This window comes from Rosenbergiella sp. YN46 (assembly GCF_036620675.1).
Lineage (GTDB): Bacteria > Pseudomonadota > Gammaproteobacteria > Enterobacterales > Enterobacteriaceae > Jejubacter.
The window spans coordinates 1-550 of the sequence record NZ_JAZHEE010000148.1 but is presented as its reverse complement, the minus strand read 5'-3'; the positions used below and the strand labels follow the sequence as shown (position 1 = coordinate 550).

The 550-nt window shown below is 34.5% G+C and carries 1 protein-coding gene; it reads right to left on the bottom strand.

Features of this window, described 5'->3' with window-relative positions; genetic code table 11:
• Positions 1-495: hypothetical protein (locus V3W49_RS22965; RefSeq protein WP_500148292.1), on the bottom strand; the 495-nt coding region annotated here is incomplete at its 3' end.
• Positions 496-550 lie beyond the last annotated feature (55 nt).

Here is a 550-nt window from a genome sequence, read left to right as displayed (position 1 = left end):
TACCGCTTCCATAGTAGAAACATAATTTAGATATCTTGGCTTTCCTTCAGATGAATCATGGATATAGGATGTTGCAACCTTGATTATAGAATGCAATCCAACATACAAACCAAGACGTAGTCCAATAGCTGCAAGAATTGGAGGTATTAGAGTTAGTAGAGCTGGAATCATTGGTACTACCTTTTCTATTGCATAAGAAGGATCAGTTGGAGGAGTTACAAATGGTAATGTAAACAATGTTGGAATATTCTGTATACCAAAATCATTTCCATCAAAGAATGCTATTGCAGCAAAACCAAACATAATGTTTGAAAAAAATGCACCGAAGAGAAGAATTTTTGTAATTTGCCAGATTACAAATTGTGGAGAACTTAGTTTGAAATCTCTAAAGTTTGGTATGTTCTTTGCAATTGAATCTATACTACCTCTACTAAGAAATGAAATTGCAGTGTTAACGCCATACCAGAAAATTGAGGAGCGAGCAACTATATTCACTCGAACCAGTGCTATTGCACAAAGAAGAATGGCTGATACAACCGAATAATATAAT